Source organism: Pseudoalteromonas sp. SCSIO 43210 (assembly GCF_054133285.1).
Map to the genome: position 1 here is coordinate 2,752,472 of NZ_CP087225.1, position 16,408 is coordinate 2,768,879.

General features: G+C 38.9%; 15 protein-coding genes. 12 read left to right on the forward strand and 3 right to left on the reverse strand.

The window, feature by feature from the left end; genetic code table 11:
• The first annotated feature begins 83 nt into the window (after window positions 1-83).
• The 9 genes from serC (at window position 84) to LOS73_RS11790 (ending at window position 8,178) form a co-directional block, all read left to right on the forward strand.
• Window positions 84-1,166, forward strand: a complete 1,083-nt coding sequence (gene serC, locus LOS73_RS11750; RefSeq protein ID WP_033016435.1) for a 3-phosphoserine/phosphohydroxythreonine transaminase — start codon at window positions 84-86, stop codon at window positions 1,164-1,166.
• Window positions 1,166-2,443, forward strand: a complete 1,278-nt coding sequence (gene aroA, locus LOS73_RS11755) for a 3-phosphoshikimate 1-carboxyvinyltransferase (protein ID WP_008139215.1) — start codon at window positions 1,166-1,168, stop codon at window positions 2,441-2,443. Before serC ends, aroA begins: the two co-directional genes overlap by 1 nt.
• Before the next feature lie 106 nt (window positions 2,444-2,549).
• Entirely contained in the window at window positions 2,550-3,260 is a 711-nt protein-coding gene (cmk, locus tag LOS73_RS11760; protein WP_007376598.1) for a (d)CMP kinase, read from the forward strand.
• A gap of 95 nt (window positions 3,261-3,355) precedes the next feature.
• Window positions 3,356-5,023, forward strand: a complete 1,668-nt coding sequence (gene rpsA, locus LOS73_RS11765) for a 30S ribosomal protein S1 (protein ID WP_002961176.1) — start codon at window positions 3,356-3,358, stop codon at window positions 5,021-5,023.
• A gap of 66 nt (window positions 5,024-5,089) precedes the next feature.
• Window positions 5,090-5,377, forward strand: a complete 288-nt coding sequence (gene ihfB / locus LOS73_RS11770) for an integration host factor subunit beta (protein ID WP_007376597.1) — start codon at window positions 5,090-5,092, stop codon at window positions 5,375-5,377.
• Between the two features lie 21 nt (window positions 5,378-5,398).
• Window positions 5,399-5,680 carry a lipopolysaccharide assembly protein LapA domain-containing protein gene (locus LOS73_RS11775; protein WP_007376596.1) on the forward strand — a complete coding sequence of 94 codons (282 nt, stop codon included), beginning with the start codon at window positions 5,399-5,401 and terminating at the stop codon, window positions 5,678-5,680.
• A gap of 2 nt (window positions 5,681-5,682) precedes the next feature.
• Window positions 5,683-6,819: a lipopolysaccharide assembly protein LapB gene (gene lapB / locus LOS73_RS11780; RefSeq protein ID WP_149614875.1), complete on the forward strand. Its 1,137-nt coding sequence runs from the start codon at window positions 5,683-5,685 to the stop codon at window positions 6,817-6,819.
• A gap of 187 nt (window positions 6,820-7,006) precedes the next feature.
• Entirely contained in the window at window positions 7,007-7,711 is a 705-nt protein-coding gene (gene pyrF, locus LOS73_RS11785; protein WP_008139217.1) for an orotidine-5'-phosphate decarboxylase, read from the forward strand.
• A gap of 92 nt (window positions 7,712-7,803) precedes the next feature.
• Window positions 7,804-8,178, forward strand: coding sequence for a hypothetical protein (locus tag LOS73_RS11790; RefSeq protein WP_033031666.1), 375 nt, complete (start codon window positions 7,804-7,806; stop codon window positions 8,176-8,178).
• Between the two features lie 107 nt (window positions 8,179-8,285).
• Here the strand turns inward: LOS73_RS11790 and LOS73_RS11795 are convergent, their stop codons facing one another.
• Both LOS73_RS11795 and LOS73_RS11800 read right to left on the reverse strand, forming a co-directional pair.
• On the reverse strand, window positions 8,286-9,116 hold the full coding sequence (locus LOS73_RS11795; protein ID WP_007376592.1) for a CvfB family protein: 831 nt from the start codon (window positions 9,114-9,116) through the stop codon (window positions 8,286-8,288).
• A 2-nt stretch (window positions 9,117-9,118) separates the two neighbouring features.
• Window positions 9,119-10,447, reverse strand: coding sequence for a DEAD/DEAH box helicase (locus LOS73_RS11800; RefSeq protein ID WP_008139225.1), 1,329 nt, complete (start codon window positions 10,445-10,447; stop codon window positions 9,119-9,121).
• A gap of 208 nt (window positions 10,448-10,655) precedes the next feature.
• Here LOS73_RS11800 and trhO point away from each other — a divergent pair, with 208 nt between their 5' ends.
• The 3 genes from trhO to LOS73_RS11815 all read left to right on the forward strand — a co-directional run bounded on the left by trhO (window position 10,656) and on the right by LOS73_RS11815 (window position 14,421).
• On the forward strand, window positions 10,656-11,663 hold the full coding sequence (trhO, locus tag LOS73_RS11805) for an oxygen-dependent tRNA uridine(34) hydroxylase TrhO (RefSeq protein ID WP_002961191.1): 1,008 nt from the start codon (window positions 10,656-10,658) through the stop codon (window positions 11,661-11,663).
• A gap of 148 nt (window positions 11,664-11,811) precedes the next feature.
• The gene (locus tag LOS73_RS11810) at window positions 11,812-13,707 is read left to right on the forward strand and encodes a DUF294 nucleotidyltransferase-like domain-containing protein (RefSeq protein WP_457933698.1); all 1,896 of its coding nucleotides are present in this window, start codon (window positions 11,812-11,814) and stop codon (window positions 13,705-13,707) included.
• Between the two features lie 3 nt (window positions 13,708-13,710).
• On the forward strand, window positions 13,711-14,421 hold the full coding sequence (locus LOS73_RS11815) for a 3'-5' exonuclease (protein ID WP_007376590.1): 711 nt from the start codon (window positions 13,711-13,713) through the stop codon (window positions 14,419-14,421).
• A gap of 90 nt (window positions 14,422-14,511) precedes the next feature.
• Here LOS73_RS11815 and LOS73_RS11820 read toward each other — a convergent pair whose 3' ends face one another.
• Window positions 14,512-16,092: a BCCT family transporter gene (locus LOS73_RS11820; RefSeq protein WP_007376589.1), complete on the reverse strand. Its 1,581-nt coding sequence runs from the start codon at window positions 16,090-16,092 to the stop codon at window positions 14,512-14,514.
• Window positions 16,093-16,408 lie beyond the last annotated feature (316 nt).

Below are 16,408 nucleotides of genomic sequence, written 5' to 3' on the forward strand. Positions count from 1 at the left end.
CATTCATTAAAATCGTAAGGTTGAGTGGATGGGGATTATACGTTCATGCTTAGTAGTTAAATTACTGGAATGAGGCAAAGGTAATGAGTAAATATAATTTTTGTGCGGGACCGGCTATGCTTCCGCAAGCGGTTATGAAAAAAGCGCAAAAAGAGTTTCTAGATTGGCAAGACTTGGGTGTTTCTGTAATGGAAATGAGCCATCGCAGCAAAGAGTTTTTAGCATTAACTGCAAAGTGTGAAGCGAGTCTTCGCCGCTTAATGAATATCAGTGATGAATTTGAAGTGTTGTTTATGCACGGTGGAGGTCGTGGCCAATTTAGTGCTGTTCCTTTAAATTTGCACCAAGAAGGCAAAACAGCGTTTTATTGCGAGAATGGCGTGTGGTCGAAAAGCGCCAGAGATGAAGCGAATAAGTTCACTCAAACGTCTTTTACGGATGTACGTAATGATGCTGATGGTGAATTTTCAATTAAAGACGTTGCTGACTGGGAATTACCAGAAGATGCGGCGTACATTCATTATTGCCCTAACGAAACGGTAGATGGACTCGAGATTTTTGATGTACCGAGTCACCCAACTGCGCCGATTGTTGCTGATATGTCATCGACTATTTTGTCTCGCGAAATAGACGTGAACAAATTTGATTTAATTTACGCTGGTGCGCAAAAAAATATCGGTCCATCGGGTATTTCAATCGTTATTGTTCGTAAAACACTACTTGAGCGTGAAGGGCTAGCAAAGCCTGGTATTTTAGATTACGCCCTTGAAGCAAAACAGGGCAGCATGTTTAACACGCCACCTACTTTTGCATGGTATTTAGCTGCTGAAGTCTTCGAATGGTTAGAGAGAAATGGCGGCGTAAAAGCCATGGAAACACAAAATATTGCAAAAGCTGAGCTACTGTATAATTTTATTGATAATTCTGACTTTTACTCAAATATAGTCGCTAAGCATTGTCGTTCACGTATGAATGTTCCTTTTTGGCTAAACGATGAAAGCTTAAATGAGCAGTTTGTAACTCAATCCAATGATGCGGGTTTACTTGCACTTGAAGGGCATCGAATTGTAGGCGGTATGCGTGCGAGTATTTATAACGCCATGCCACTTGAAGGTGTTCAAGCCCTAGTAGACTTTATGGCTGCCTTTGCTAAGGAGCACAGTTAATGGAACAGCTTCGTTTAGAACCAATTACAAAAGTAAATGGCACGGTAACCCTACCAGGCTCAAAGAGCTTATCGAATAGGATTTTGCTCTTAGCAGCACTGGCAAGCGGTACTACCGTTGTTGAAAATTTGCTTGATAGCGATGATATACGCCATATGTTAGGTGCTTTAAAATTATTAGGTGTGCATGTAACTTTAAATGATGAGCGAACAGTCGCGACAGTAAACGGCGTTGGTGGGGTATTTAAAACGCCTAGCGAGCCATTGTTTTTAGGGAATGCCGGCACTGCTTACAGACCTTTAACGGCTGTACTTGCTGCTGTTACTGGTGAATATGAGTTAGTAGGCGAGCCGCGCATGGAAGAGCGTCCAATAGGGCATTTAGTTGATGCTCTTCAAGCATTGGGTGGTGATGTTACTTATACTAAACATAAAGACTATCCACCACTTAAGATTATGGGTGGGCAAATTAAGGGCGGCTCAGTTGAAATTGACGGTAGTATTTCAAGTCAATTTTTAACTGCATTACTAATGGCTGCACCTTTGTTTAGTGGTGATACAAATATAACCATTAAAGGTACCTTGGTTTCTAAACCATATATTGATATTACGCTTGATGTAATGGCACGTTTTGGTGTTAATGTTGAACACAGTAATTATGCAACTTTTAAAGTTAAAGGTGGTCAACAGTATCAATCACTCGATCGAATTATGGTTGAAGGGGATGCGTCTTCTGCTTCTTACTTTGTTGCTGCAGCTGCGATAGCGGGTGGTGAAATTGAGATTAAAGGTGTAGGTGCTAAATCGGTTCAAGGTGATATAGGCTTTGCCAAAGTAATGGAGCAAGTAGGCGCGAAAATCGATTGGTATGATGAGCGTTTAGTTGTTCGCAAAGGCGAATTAAAAGGCGTAGATATTGACGCTAATGCAATTCCTGATGCAGCTATGACACTCGCAACAGTTGCTCTTTTTGCTAAAGGTCCAACTGCCATTCGTAACATTTATAACTGGCGAGTAAAAGAAACAGACCGTTTATATGCAATGGCAACTGAGCTTAGAAAAGTAGGTGCAGAAGTTGTAGAAGGGCATGATTTTATAGAAATTACACCACCTGAACATTTCAATGATGTAGCAATAGATACCTACGACGATCACCGTATAGCCATGTGCTTTGCCATGGTTGCTGTTGGCGGGAAACCTATAACGATTAATGATCCAAAGTGTACTTATAAGACATTTCCTACATTTTTCAATGTTTTAGCGTCAGTCAGTGAATAGGGCTTTTATAACTAATTATAAAAAGTTACACACTAATAGCAGATATATTTTTATAACTGGCGTATAATATGGCGGTTTATTTAGGTGTGCATTGCAGGAGGTTTAAATGCAGGCGTTATTAATGCCCGTGATCACCGTTGATGGCCCAAGTGGTTCAGGTAAAGGAACTGTTTGTCGCTTGTTAGCCGACAAGTTAGGGTGGGATGTATTAGATAGCGGTGCGATTTATCGCGTTTTATCTTTAGCTGCACTTCATCACCAAATTGCATTAGACAATGAAGAAGGGCTTGTCCCTCTTGCTGCAAATTTAGATGTGCAGTTTTTGGTAGATAGCCAAACTAATGCAGGAAAAGTTATTTTAGAAGGCGAAGATGTAACGACTACTATTCGTAATGAAGAAGTAGGCGCTGCGGCATCAAAGGTTGCAGCATTACCTCGCGTTCGTGAAGCATTATTACGTCGCCAGCGAGCGTTTCGTACTGAAAGTGGCTTAATTGCCGATGGTCGCGATATGGGGACTGTGGTTTTTCAAGATGCGCCGTTAAAAATTTATTTAACAGCAAGTGCAGAAGAGCGTGCTCGTAGGCGTTTTGTTGAGTTGAATACGCGCGGCCTTGATGTTACACTGAGTGGTCTATTACAGGACATTCAAGCTCGTGACGAGCGCGATATGAATCGTGCCGTTGCTCCGCTTGTGCCGGCAGACGATGCTATTGAGCTCGATACTAGCGAACTCAATGCTCAGCAAGTGTTTGATAAAGTTATGACTTTATTAGATGTTGCAATATCTGAAGGTAAGCTTCCTAAACGAAGCTAAACACATTTTATGCACCAGCAGGATGCCAGTGCTATTTTAACAACCCCATGCAGCATGGTTGCTTATTGGTATTAATATATGAGACGTATATTCGTATGTCAGAAAATTTTGCGCAGTTATTTGAAGAAAGCTTAAAGGGTTTTGAAGCAGAGCAAGGCTCTATTGTTAAAGGTACAGTAATCTCTATCGAGAATAACATTGTACTTGTAGATGCTGGTCTTAAATCAGAAAGTGCTATCCCTGCAGAGCAGTTCAAAAATGCTGCTGGTGAACTTGAAGTTGCTGTTGGCGACGAAGTAGATGTTGCACTAGATGCAATTGAAGACGGTTTCGGTGAAACTATCCTTTCTCGTGAGAAAGCGAAGCGTCACGAAGCGTGGATCCGTCTTGAGAAAGCATGTGAAGAGCAAGAAACTGTTACCGGTGTTATCAACGGTAAAGTTAAAGGCGGTTTCACAGTTGAAGTTGATTCAATCCGTGCTTTCCTACCTGGTTCACTTGTTGATGTTCGTCCAGTACGTGACACAACTCACCTTGAAGGCAAAGAGCTTGAATTTAAAGTAATCAAGCTTGATCAAAAACGTAACAACGTTGTTGTTTCACGTCGTGCAGTTATCGAATCTGAAAACTCACAAGAACGTGAAGAGCTTCTTGCTAACCTTGTTGAAGGTCAAGAAGTTAAAGGTATCGTTAAGAACCTTACTGACTACGGTGCATTCGTTGACCTTGGTGGTGTTGATGGTCTACTACACATTACTGATATGGCTTGGAAGCGTGTTAAACACCCTTCAGAAATCGTTAATGTTGGCGACGAAATCGCAGTTAAAGTTCTAAAATTCGACAAAGATAAAACTCGTGTATCTCTAGGCCTTAAACAGCTTGGTGAAGATCCATGGGCAGCTATCGCTGGTCGTTACCCAGAAGGTTCTAAACTTTCTGGTCGTGTTACTAACCTTACAGATTACGGCTGTTTCGTGGAAATCGAAGAAGGCGTTGAAGGTTTAGTACACGTTTCTGAAATGGATTGGACTAACAAGAACATCCATCCTTCAAAAGTTGTAAGCCTTGGCGACACTGTTGAAGTTATGGTTTTAGAAATTGACGAAGAACGTCGTCGTATTTCTCTTGGTCTTAAGCAATGTATTGCTAATCCTTGGCAGGAATTTGCTCGTCTACAGAACAAAGGCGATCAAGTTACTGGTAAGATCAAATCAATCACTGACTTCGGTATCTTTATCGGTCTTGACGGTGGTATTGACGGTCTTGTACACCTTTCAGATATTTCTTGGAATACACCTGGCGAAGAAGCTGTACGTGAATTCAAGAAAGGCGACGAAATCACTGCTATCGTATTGCAAGTTGACCCAGAGCGTGAACGTATCTCTCTAGGTGTTAAGCAAATCGAAGCTGACCCATTCAATAACTACCTTGATGCAAACAAAAAAGGTGCTATTGTTAAAGGTAAAGTGACTGAAGTTGATGCGAAAGGCGCAACTGTTGAACTTATCGAAGGCGTTGAAGGTTACATCCGTGTAGCTGATATCGCTCAAGAACGCGTTGAAGATGCAACTACTGTTGTTTCTGTAGGCGACGAAATTGAAGTTAAATACGTTGGTGTTGATCGTAAGAACCGCACTTTAAGCTTATCTGTAAAAGCTCTTTTCGAAGCAGAAGAGAAAGAAGTACTAGAGAAGCTTAAGAAAGAAGAGCCAGTGTTTGAAAACGCAATGGCAGCTGCTTTCGCAAATGCACAAAAAGACTAATATATAATTAGTTTTAGTTGGAAGGGCATCTTTTGCCCTTCCTATATTTCTTTTTAAGGAAACGATATGACTAAGTCAGAATTGATAGAAACACTTGCGGAACAACACGCACACGTTCCAGTGAAAGATGTTGAGAATGCTGTAAAAGAAATTCTTGAACAAATGGCCGGCTCATTATCTACTTCAGATCGTATTGAGATCAGAGGTTTTGGTAGTTTCTCTTTGCATTTCCGTGCTCCTCGCACAGGTCGTAACCCTAAGACTGGCGATACAGTTGAGCTTGACGGAAAGCATGTACCTCATTTTAAACCGGGTAAAGAATTACGCGACCGCGTGAATGAAAGTATTGCCTAGTTAACTTAGTGGAGTAGTTACTTGTTTAAGGTCTTAAAAATTATTCTGGTTGCGCTATGCCTAATTAGCGCATTTGTATTGGGTTCTCAAAATCCACAATTAGTACAAATTAATTATATTATTGCCAGTAATACATTACCTTTAGCTGTAATAATAAGTATTTGCTTTTTACTAGGTGTTTTGATCGGTTTTTTTATTAGCTTTAAGTTATTTTCACAATTGAAGTGGCAAAACTATCGGTTGAAAAAGTTATTAGTACCTGAAGAAGATAAAAAAAAGCTTGCTGCTAATAAAGACATTTAATTATGATTGAGCTTTTGTTTTTATTACTCCCTGTTGCAGCCGGTTACGGTTGGATTATGGGGAAAAACAGTGCTAAAAACCAAGCTCACTTACTTAATCGTCAGATTACCTCTGAATACAGTAAAGGCTTAAAGTTTTTACTCGATAGAGAAGAAGACCAGGGCTTAGAGCATTTAATTAACTTGCTTGAAGTTTCGGCTGATTCAGTCGAGCACTATTCTACACTTGCCACTATGTTTCGCCGTCGAGGTGAACTAGACCGCGCAATAAAAATCCATGAACTACTTTTAAAACACCCAAGCTTAAATGAACAACAAGCTGCAACAAGCCGTTTAGAACTTGCTGAAGACTATATTATGGCTGGTTTACTTGATGGTGCTGAAGAACATTTAGTCTGGCTAGTTAAAGCAGGGCATGTTGAAGCGCTCGAACCTATTATAACTTTGTATTCGCAAACTCGCGAATGGGAAAAAGGTATTAATATGTTTGAAGCCCATAGCGAACTATTTTCTAAAGAACAGCAATTCAAAGCTATTGCTAATTTTTATTGCGAATCTGCTCTGAGTGATGATAATCCACAATTAATGAGAAAAGCAATTAGCTTAAATTATAAAGCAGTGCGTCCTCTTTACGAATTAGGTTTATTGGCTTATATAAAAGAAGACTACGTTAAAGCAATTTATTACTGGCGTGAACTTGTTACTCAATTTACTTTGTTTGCTCCTCTATTTATTGATCAGCTCGCACATAGTTATAAACAATTAAATTTAACGCATCAATTTCATGAGCTAGTAGGTGACTTGTTAGAAAAGGGCGGTGTATTAATAAAAATAAAACACTGCCAAGCTTTGCTTGAGCAAGGGCATACAAAAAAAGCTTTTGATTTTTTAACTGATAGTTTAAAACGTCAACCTACTATTCGTGGTTTTAGTTTTTTACTGCAATTGATGGGTGATCAAAACAAAAACACAAAAGAAGTACTGAATCAAATTGATAAATTGGTTACTTCTTACATAGCGACTAAACCTGACTTTCAATGTCAGCACTGTGGCTTTACTAGCTACACGATTTATTGGAATTGCCCTTCTTGTAAACATTGGGAAACTATTGTTCCAAGCAGAGGATTAGACGGATTTTAATAACCCCTTTAATAATACTGGATTTAAAGATGATCATTTTAGCAAATTAAACTGAGTGTTTACTTAGTTGAAATTTTTGTAAAACACAGTCTATATAAATTTCATTTATCAACACTTAAAATCACCTGCTGAAGATATCGCATTAGATCTATTTATAGTTACTTTATAGCCATACATTAGGATAGTTATGTCTTTTGAACACTCAAAAAAAATTCTTATAGCATTAGATTACGACGATCAACAAATAGCTCTAGACTTTGTTAAGCAACTTTCACCAGAGACATGTCGCCTTAAAGTTGGCAAAGAGATGTTTACTTATTTTGGTCCTACTTTTGTTAAAGAACTAATTGATTTAGGCTTTGATGTTTTCCTAGACTTAAAGTTTCATGACATTCCTAATACAGTTGCAAAGGCTGTGACTGCAGCTGCAAAAATGGGAGTATGGATGGTTAATGTACATGCATCTGGTGGCTTTGAAATGATGAATAAAGCTAAAATGGCCCTAGAAAAATTTGGTGATAAAGCACCTTTGCTAATTGCTGTGACTGTTTTAACAAGCATGGATGAAAAAGAGCTTGAGCGTTTAGGTATTGATAAGCCGGCGAAAGAGCAAGTTATCTATTTAGCTAAACTTGCTCAAGAGGCTGGACTTGACGGTGTTGTATGTTCAGCGCAAGAAGCTGAGGTACTTAAATCCGAGCTGGGGGAAAGCTTTAAACTTATCACTCCAGGTATTCGTCCAGAAGGGAGTGCAGCAGGCGATCAAAAGCGTATCATGACACCTAAGCAAGCCATTGATGCTGGTAGTGATTATTTAGTGATTGGACGGCCTATAACGCAATCTGAAAACCCTTTGAGAGTATTAACTGATATTAACAAGTCCATTGCTTAATTCAATAAAAAGTAGTTGTTAAGTGCTATGCCCTTACTTAATTGGTATATTATGCTACATTAATAGTATCAAAATTCAGTAGGGGATCTATTTTGAAGTCGTTTTTTGGTTTGGTTTTCATTATTATTGCGGGTTTTTTAGTTAACAAGTATGTTCTTTCAAGTAAAGCTTATGATGGCGTGACAAAGGTTACAGATATTATTTCTAGCTACCCTATTAACGTATATGATTTTAAAAAGACGATGGCTGATTATGCTTATCATTTATGTTATAAAAATGAAAGCGTCTTAAGTAACCATAATATTAGTATAAGTGAATGTGTTGATAATCACGATCAGCGAAAACAAGACTGTGACAAAAAGGTATTTCGTTTAGCACCACTTAATCTAGAAACTAAAGAAGATGCGCTTGATTATTCCAGGCAATATACGCAATGCACTTTACCTTATAAGTATATTTTAGGTTGATACACTTTCATTAATATTTTAGGTTTAATAAACGATAAAAACCTTATTTTCAAATCAACTAATCTAAAAAATTAAAGCGTTTAGTAAGTACACTAAACGCATTTTTGTTACTTCAAACGGATTGATTTTGCTTCAATATCTATTAACTCTTGTTTAAATAAGCCACCAATTGCTTTTTTATAATTAGCCTTACTGGTAGAAAACATCTTTTTTATTGCTTCAGGATCAGACTTATCACCAAGTGGAATAACACCGCCTTCGTTTTTAAGTTTTTGCATAATAGTTTCACCAAGGTCACTTACTTTTCCCATACCTGGCTTTTCTAGTACAACATCAATTTTTCCGTCGTCACGTACTTTTTGAATATAGCCTTTAAGCTTTTGACCCACAAATAAGCTTTTAAATACCATATTGTAAAAAACAACACCGAAGTGCGACTCTTCAATTAATACTTTGTAGCCAATATCTGTTTTTCCAGCAACAATTAAATCCACTTCTTGTAAGTGAGTATATTGCGGCTCATCTTTTGACAGGAAACGATTAAAGTTGTTTGAGGCACAAATACGTTGGCTTGCATTATCAAGGTACAGACGTACTAAATAAGAATGGCCTTCTTGCATGCGTGGCTTTTGTTCATTAAAAGGTGCAAGCACATCTTTCTCAAGCCCCCAATCTAAAAATGCCCCAATACTATTTATTTCTTTAACGCGTAGTAGGGCATACTCGCCTACTTGAGCATGTGGTTTCTTTATTGTTGCTGTGGCTAAATTAGCATTGTCTAAAAAGATAAATACACTAATACTATCGCCCGCTTCAAGCTCATGTTTTATTTCTTGTTTTGGTAAAAATACTTCACCTAAATCATGGCCGTCTAAGTAAGCACCTTCGTTACTCACTTCTTTTACAAATAATGTTTGTGTGGTTCCTAGGTAACTCATAATTATTCCTGCTCAGGCTTTTTTTTACGGCGCATTGGTGTATCGCCATCAATGTTCATCGGTGCTTTAATTGGTGCTGTAGGCTTTTTAGGTTTAGCTTTGCGCTTAAATGCAGGCTTTTTAACAGCGGCGGCTTTTTCTTTAGATTTGTCCCACGCTGCCTCAGGTTTTTTCTCTTTTAAACCTTTAAACTTAGCTTTTAAGCTCTCTACGCTCGCAAATTTTAATTCGTCATTTAAAAATGCTTTAATAGCTAAATAACTTGCCCAATCTTTTGGGCCAACTAATGAAATTGCGTTACCTTTAAAGCCAGCACGTCCTGTACGACCTATGCGGTGTACATATTCTTCAGCGTGTTTTGGTAAATCAAAGTTAATAACATGCGTTACGCTTAGTAAATCTAAACCACGAGATGCAACGTCGGTGGTGATCAATATTTTAAAGTTTTCGCGACTAAACGAATCCATGATATCTAAACGTTTACTTTGCGTTAAATCACCAGCAAGCGCTACAGATTTGAAGCCTTTAGCATTAAGCGCTTCACTCAAACGGCTCGTGTCAGAACGCGTTGCTGTGAAGATAATACATTGACCAACATCATCTTGGTTTAAAAAGTGCTCTAATAGCGCTTCTTTATGATCAAGGTGATCGGCAAGGTATAACGTTTGTTTAATATCGCTATGTTGCTCATTTGCTGCACTTAGCGTAATTTGCTTTGGTTTTTTTAATAGGTTACGTGATAGAGCATCTACTTGTGCATGGTCAAGTGTTGCAGAAAACAATAACGTTTGACGTAAACGGTGATTAGCTTGCTCGTTAATCATTTTTAACTGCTCAGTAAAACCTAAATCTAAAATACGGTCGGCTTCATCAAAAATAAGCAGTTCTAGTCCGCTCAATTGTAATGAACGTTTTGTAATGTGATCAGCTAAACGCCCTGGTGTAGCAACTACGAATTGTGGGTCGTTTCTAAGTGCTTTTATTTGGTCATTAAAGTTTTCGCCACCAAGTATTTTTACGGCCTTAATGGCTGTGCCTGCAATTAATAAACGTAGCTGAGTAAATACTTGCGTAGCAAGCTCACGCGTAGGAGCAACAATAAGTACACGAGGATCGCGTTTACTGAGTGCTTTTTGTTTCATAACCCTTTGTACAGCAGGTAATAAAAACGCCAAGGTTTTGCCCGACCCAGTTTTAGACTGAGCGAAAATGTCATGCCCTGCAAGTGCGGTAGGCACTGCATGCGCTTGAATATCGGTGGGCTGGGTGATCCCTTGATGTGCTAATTGTGTTTCAAGGCGTGTATCAATCCCAAGATCAGTAAACTGCAATGTGTGTTTCTCCAAAATGAGCAAATTAACTCTATAAATTTATTAGCGCATTATAGCTTACACAGCTAGGTCGCTAACAGTAAAAACCAATCTATAGCGCTATTTTTTGCAATTAAACTAAAAAAGCGTAAAATACGCGCCCCATATGCGCCGGATTTACGATTCGGTAAACGCCAATATTGGCTAACAAGGCAAAATAGGAAATATAATGACTGTTGTTCATAAAGATAATGTAACGGGCGATCACTTTGTAGTATGTGCGCTGTATAAGTTTGTAGGTTTACCTGAATTTGAAGCTATCCGTAAGCCATTACTAGAAGTGATGGAAGCAAATGAAGTCCGCGGTACTTTATTGCTCGCTGCCGAAGGTATAAACGGCACTGTTTCTGCAAAACGTGAAGGGATAGACAACTTATTAGCATGGCTAGATGAGCAACCAAATCTAAAAAACATCGTTACAAAAGAATCTTACGACGATGAATGTCCGTTTTACCGCACTAAAGTAAAACTAAAAAAAGAAATTGTAACGATGGGCGTTGAAGGCGTAGATCCGCTTAAAGTTGTGGGTAGCTATGTTAAGCCAAATGAGTGGAACGCACTTATATCTGACCCTGAAGTAATTTTAATTGATACACGTAATGATTATGAAATTGAAATTGGTACATTTCAAAATGCGGTTGATCCAAATACTAAAACGTTCCGTGAATTTCCACAGTGGGCAAAAGAAAACTTAGACCCTGAAAAACACAAAAAAGTGGCGATGTTTTGTACTGGCGGTATCCGCTGCGAAAAATCGACAGCCTACATGAAAGAGCAAGGTTTTGATGAAGTTTATCACCTTGAAGGCGGTATTTTAAAATACCTAGAAGAAGTGCCAAAAGAAGAAACCATGTGGGAAGGCGAGTGTTTTGTATTTGATAATCGCGTTGCGGTTGATCATGACCTACAAAAAGGCTCTTATGATCAATGCCACGCGTGTCGTATGCCAATTACAGAAGACGAAAAGTTAAAGCCTGAATACATGGAAGGCGTTTCTTGTCATCACTGTATTGAAGAAGTAACGGACGAACAACGCGCACGTTTTGCAGAGCGCCAAAAGCAAATAGAACTAGCGCAAGCGCGCGGTGAGGGCCATATCGGTAATGAGGCACAAGCTGTTTTACAGCAACGTAAAGAAGCTAAAAAAGCCCAAAAAGACGCTCAGCGCGGTAAATAAATTTATACAATAAGTGTTACATTTAAAGAGTCTATTTAGGCTCTTTTTTTGTGCCCCAAATTGTCCAGTAATTGTTTTCACACCCCGATGATAGTGTTAGTCTGCAAAATAGATTTAGTCATTTTAATGCGCATACAGGAAGGGATTTATGCAAGCCGAACAAGTTGAAATCGCACAATTTTTAGCACAACATCCTCCTTTTGATGACTTACCTCAAAAAGCGCTTAATGAGCTAGCTCAACAAGTAGAAGTGGCTTATTTTAGAGCAAAAACAGATATTTTGAGTTTTGGACAAGATATTTCTGATTTGTATGTAATTAGAAGTGGTTCTGTAGAAATGTATCGCCGAAATGGCGAGCTGTACAATCGTTTGGCTACCGCAGGTATATTTGGTCAAATGGGTTTATTGATGAACCGTAAGGTGCGTTTTCCTGCAACTGCTCTGGAAGATACGTTAGTGTATTGCATAAATGTTGAGCTATTTAATCGTTACTGTGATGAGTTTGATGCGTTTGCTGATTACTTCGAAACAGACGGTAACGTGCGTTTGCATCAAGCTATTGTCGAGCAAGCCGATGGTAATGACCTGACAACCGCGAAGGTAAAATCATTAATTCACAGAGATGTAGTCACCGTAGATGCAACTTTTACAATACAAGATATCGCTAAATTAATGACCGAAGAGGCGGTATCGTCAGTGTTGGTAACCGATGTAAATAAACCCATAAATGATGACCCAGAAGAAGATGATGGACAAGTAGTTGGTATAATAACTGATAGGGATTTACGCACTAAAGTAGTGGCTAAAGGGCTTGCCTTTAACACGCAAGCAAAAGAGATTATGTCCACTAACTTAGTGCTTTTAGATGCTAATGACTATATTTTCGAAGCTGTACTTGCCATGCTTAGAGATAACTTACATCATTTGCCAGTCGTACAGAAAAGACGCCCAATTGGAGTTATCTCACTCTCTGATATTTTGCGTTATGAATCCCAAAGCAGCTTACTGTTAGTGCGTGGCATACTGGCTCAACAAACAATAGAGGATTTGGCGCATTATGCGCGCCAATTGCCCAATGTGTTTGTTCGTATGGTGAATGAAGATGCAAACTCACACATGGTTGGTACAGCCATGGCTGTTATAGGGCGTACATTTAAACAAAGACTACTTGTATTAGCAGAAGAAAAGTTTGGACCACCCCCTGTGCCTTATTGTTTTATTGCTCTGGGCTCAATGGCTCGAGACGAGCAACTTATTGTAACCGATCAAGACAACGCGCTTATTTTAGATGACAGTTACGACGACGAAAAACATAACGCGTATTTTCAAAATATTGCCGATTTTGTGTGTGATGGCTTAGCGCAGTGTGGTTACACCTACTGTGATGGAGAAATTATGGCGTCGTTTAAAAAATGGCGTAAAACTCGCTCACAGTGGTTCGATCAATTTGCAGATTGGATAGCGCAGCCAAAACCACAAGCGCTGCTTAATAGCGCTATATTTTTTGATTTAGACGGTGTGTGGGGTAAAACTAAGTGGGCCGACGAGCTTAAAATATTTATAGCAAAACAAAGTAAAGTAAATCGCGTGTTTTTAGCTAATATGGCAGCAAATGCACGCAACAGAACACCTCCACTTGGCTTCTTTAAAGGCTTTGTTATGGAGCATAATGGCCAACATAAGCGTTCAATGAACTTAAAGCGAAGAGGGACTGCACCTCTTTCTGATGTTATTCGGGTGCACGCATTAGCCATTGGTTCACGCAAACAAAACTCGTTTGAGCGATTAGAAGATATTATTGACGCAAAACTTTTACCACAGGGCAAAGCGCAAGATTTACGTGATGCACTTGAGTACATTGCCATGATGCGAATTCGCCATCAAGCGTGGCAAATAGAGAAGGGCGAAGAGCCCGATAACGACTTAGACCCACATTTACTTTCTCCGTTCGAGCAACGAAACTTAAAAGAGGCGTTCGCTATTTTAGAAAAAGCACAAAGCTATTTAAAATTTAGCTACACAGCAAACTCTGGTATGAAGTAGCCTATGAATCCGCGTAATCATAAAGCAATTAATTGGCAAGCTAGGTATAACGAGCTTGCAAATAGCACCAAAAATAAACTCTTAAAACACTTTTATGCGGGTGCTTATAATCAAGACAAAGCTGCAATAAAAGACGTACCTTTTGTAGCAATGGATTTTGAAACAACAGGCTTAAATAGCCAAAACGACGATATAGTGAGTGTTGGTTTAGTGCCGTTCAATTTAGAGCGCATTTATTGTAAGCACAGTCGGCATTGGGTTGTGCAGCCTAGGCGTAATCTTCATGAAGAGTCTATTTTAATACATGGAATAACGCACTCTGAGGTAAATGAGGCCCCTGACTTTAATCAAATTATAGAGCCTTTACTTGAAGCGCTCAGTGGTAAAGTTGTCGTGGTGCATTACGCTGCAATAGAGCGCCACTTTTTAAACAATGCTTTATTACTAAGACTTAAAGAAGGGATTGAGTTTGCACTGGTAGATACAATGGAAATAGAAAAAAGAGCACTAAAAGCAAGGCAAGGGTTATTAGGGCGGCTGTTTAACACAAAATTAGGTTCTCTTAGACTAACAGATTGCCGTGCGCGTTATTCTCTACCTGCATATCAAAATCACAATGCGCTAACGGATGCACTTGCTACAGCTGAGCTTTTACAAGCGCAACTGAGTCACCATTATCGTGTAGACACGCCCATTTCAGAGTTATGGCTATAAGCGCATACAATTTAAAGTTATTAAACAAAAAAAACGCCGCAAAATTGCGGCGCTTTCGTTACTAGCTAAAAGTGTTACTTACTAAAAGTATTACTTAACTGGGCGAGGCTCAGTTCGTAAACCTAAAACTAAGCTTAAACACATAAACAACAATACAATAGTAAATGGCAACCCTGTAGAGACAGCGCCTGCTTGTAGTGCTTCAATTGCTTGTGTGCCACCAATCCAAAGTAAAGCAGCTGCAATTGCGCCCTCAACCGATGCCCAAAATATACGTTGTGGTACCGGTGCATCAATTTTACCGCCAGCTGTAATTGAATCAATTACTAATGAACCAGAGTCAGATGACGTAATGAAAAATACCAACACTAATAAAATTGCAATAAACGATAAAATATTAGATAGAGGTAATTCATCAAGCATTTGGAACATAGCTAAAGGTACTTCAGTTAAACCATTAGTGCCTAACGCACCAACACCATTAACTACTTGATCAATCGCAATACCGCCGTAAATAGACATCCATAAAACAGTAACTAGAGTAGGGATTAGTAAAACCGCAATTAAGAATTCACGAATTGTACGACCGCGAGATACACGCGCGATAAACATACCTACAAACGGAGACCAGGAAATCCACCAAGCCCAGTAAAACACAGTCCAACCATGCATCCACGTTTCGTCTTCACGGCCGTGAGGATTACTCAATGGAATAATATTTTCTACATAGCCCATTACGGTAGTTGGTACATTACCCATTGCTACAGCAAAGCCTACTAAACAAACAAACAATAATAATGAAAACGCAATTAGCATATTTACATTACTTAGCAGTTTCACACCACCGTCAATACCACGAACCACAGAGACAATGGCTAAAAGTGTTACACCCGCAATAACTAGAATTTGAGAGCCAATGCCACCTTCTGTACCAAATACGTGGTTAATGCCTGCAGAAGCTTGCTGCGCACCTAAACCTAAAGATGTTGCAAGGCCAAATAACGTAGCAAGTACAGCTAAGATATCAATGATATGACCAGGCCAACCCCACGCTCTATCACCTAATATAGGGTAAAAAATAGAACGAATTGAAAGCGGTAAACCTTTGTTATAGGTAAAAAACGCAAGAGATAAACCAACAACAGCGTAAATAGCCCAAGGGTGAAGACCCCAATGAAACATAGTTGCGCCCATTGCTAATTTTGCAGCTTCTGGTGTGTTAGCGGCTACATTAAGCGGTGTTTCGTACCAACCAGTAAAGTAAGCAACTGGTTCAGCAACGCCCCAAAACATAAGGCCGATACCCATACCCGCAGCAAATAACATAGCAAGCCATGAAACGCGAGAGTGAGAAGGTTTAGCGTCATCACCACCAAGGCGAATATTACCGTAAGGAGAAACAATAAGTGCTAAACAAAAGAGTACAAAGAAGTTAGCAGCCCACATAAATAGGGCATCAAAATTATTAATAATATCGGTCTTGATACTATCAAGCGCTGTTTTTGCAGTTTGTGGGTCGGTAACAAGTATGGCGATTAAAAAGATGACAATCAGGCCCGCACTAGTTCCAAAAACAGGGTTGTGTATATCAAAACCCCACTTTTGTACGTTGTCCTGACCTACGGTGTAATCCGTGTTGTCAATACTATATTTGTCATGATTTTCCTTCATGCAATACCTCTTTAGTTGTCCTAACAAGCCAAAATAAATTCGGCGTCATATCGAATTACATTAGTCTTTAAATATTAAGTAAAAAGTAATACCGTAATTATTTGAAGACTAACTAATTTGAATAGTGATCATACAGCTAGTAGTGTATGAGTTAAATATTAAATGTAAATGAATTTGTATTTAAAACGCTGTTTATATGGCCAAATTCATGATTCTTTCATTTAAAAGCCCTAAATTTAAAAATTCAGTGAACGTTAAAATTTAGTTTGCTATTAAAAGTATTAATTTACTTGGTTAAGTAAAAAAAGATCATTTT

Excerpts from the sequence above, each read along its gene's own strand:
- serC (WP_033016435.1), top strand. The coding sequence starts at position 84 with ATGAGTAAATATAATTTTTGTGCGGGACCGGCTATGCTTCCGCAAGCG.
- aroA (WP_008139215.1), top strand. The coding sequence starts at position 1,166 with ATGGAACAGCTTCGTTTAGAACCAATTACAAAAGTAAATGGCACGGTA.
- cmk (WP_007376598.1), top strand. The coding sequence starts at position 2,550 with ATGCAGGCGTTATTAATGCCCGTGATCACCGTTGATGGCCCAAGTGGT.
- rpsA (WP_002961176.1), top strand. The coding sequence starts at position 3,356 with ATGTCAGAAAATTTTGCGCAGTTATTTGAAGAAAGCTTAAAGGGTTTT.
- ihfB (WP_007376597.1), top strand. The coding sequence starts at position 5,090 with ATGACTAAGTCAGAATTGATAGAAACACTTGCGGAACAACACGCACAC.
- lapB (WP_149614875.1), top strand. The coding sequence starts at position 5,683 with ATGATTGAGCTTTTGTTTTTATTACTCCCTGTTGCAGCCGGTTACGGT.
- pyrF (WP_008139217.1), top strand. The coding sequence starts at position 7,007 with ATGTCTTTTGAACACTCAAAAAAAATTCTTATAGCATTAGATTACGAC.
- LOS73_RS11795 (WP_007376592.1), bottom strand. The coding sequence starts at position 9,116 with ATGAGTTACCTAGGAACCACACAAACATTATTTGTAAAAGAAGTGAGT.
- trhO (WP_002961191.1), top strand. The coding sequence starts at position 10,656 with ATGACTGTTGTTCATAAAGATAATGTAACGGGCGATCACTTTGTAGTA.
- LOS73_RS11810 (WP_457933698.1), top strand. The coding sequence starts at position 11,812 with ATGCAAGCCGAACAAGTTGAAATCGCACAATTTTTAGCACAACATCCT.
- LOS73_RS11815 (WP_007376590.1), top strand. The coding sequence starts at position 13,711 with ATGAATCCGCGTAATCATAAAGCAATTAATTGGCAAGCTAGGTATAAC.
- LOS73_RS11820 (WP_007376589.1), bottom strand. The coding sequence starts at position 16,092 with ATGAAGGAAAATCATGACAAATATAGTATTGACAACACGGATTACACC.